Raw genomic sequence first — 1,198 nt, 5'->3', positions numbered from 1 at the left:
TTGGTGCAATTGCACTAATTTGGTGAGCGTGCTCTGCCGACAACCCATTACGGTTGTCATTGTCGTCGCGCAGTATGGATGACAAATATGGCAAAAAAAGGTCACCTTAATGACAAGATGAATACAAGGTTATCGTTGAGTGAGTTGTTCCAAGTTGATGCTTGGAGAAACGTTAACAAAGTGGGGCTGAGAATATGGCCGCAAAGGTTATCAGAGTGCTTAGCACTCTGTGAATGAGTTTATGTGTGAAAAAAGCCTTATGCGTATAGAAGCGTCGTCGACGTTCGTAAAATTGCGCTAGGCTGCGCAATTTACGGATGACATGATACGTAAGCGTTAAATCAATGAACTAGTTCATTAAAAATAGTGTGGCTAGGCCTAAAAATGCAAATAAGCCAACGACATCGGTTACTGTGGTTAACACCATGCCACCTGCGAGCGCTGGGTCTATATTTAATTTTTTTAACATTATTGGGATGGTGGCGCCAGCAAAGCCTGCTACCGTCATATTAATCAGCATGGCACTGCCAATTAGCCCTCCTAATGCGATGTCATCTTTCCAAAGCCATACCGCAAAAAATACCAAAATAGACCACATTATGCCGTTCAATAATCCGATGCCTAGTTCCTTGCCGATTAACCAACGCGAGTTACTTTGGCCAATATGCCCAAGTGCAATACCACGGATCACTAGTGCTAAAGTTTGATTGCCTGCAACTCCACCCATACTTGGTACTATGGTCATTAAAATCGCGATGGTGGCAAATTGCTCCAAGGTGCCTTCAAACATATTACTCACAGACGAGGCTAGTAATGCAGCAAATAAATTGATGGTCAGCCATAGAGAGCGTCTTAGAGTACTTTTGAGCACTGGCCCAAAGGTATCTTCATCATCATCCATACCAGCCATTCCCATCATTGAATGTTCGGCATCTTCGCGGATCACATCAATAACGTCATCGATAGTAATTCGGCCAAGTAATTTTGCTTGGCTGTCAACGACAGGGGCAGATATCCAATCCATTCGTTCAAATTTTTGAGCCACATCTTTGTCAGACATCTCTACAGGAATACTTTCTAATTCTGTGTCCATAATACTGCGGATGGTTACGCTTGGGTCGCATGTGAGTAAATCGGCTAATCTTACTCCGCCTAAAACATGATCTTGGCGGTCAACGACATATAACGTATCCGTTGT

General features: G+C 43.3%; 1 protein-coding gene. It reads right to left on the bottom strand.

Translation table 11 applies throughout. The features are described 5' to 3' along the window. Positions 1 to 349: 349 nt before the first annotated feature. Positions 350 to 1,198: magnesium transporter (locus tag CXF78_RS01140; protein ID WP_145991305.1), on the bottom strand; the 849-nt coding region annotated here is incomplete at its 5' end.

The sequence above is a fragment of the Shewanella sp. 11B5 genome (genome assembly GCF_002836795.1).
GTDB lineage: Bacteria > Pseudomonadota > Gammaproteobacteria > Enterobacterales > Shewanellaceae > Shewanella > Shewanella frigidimarina.
This window is presented reverse-complemented; position numbering and strand designations above follow the sequence as displayed.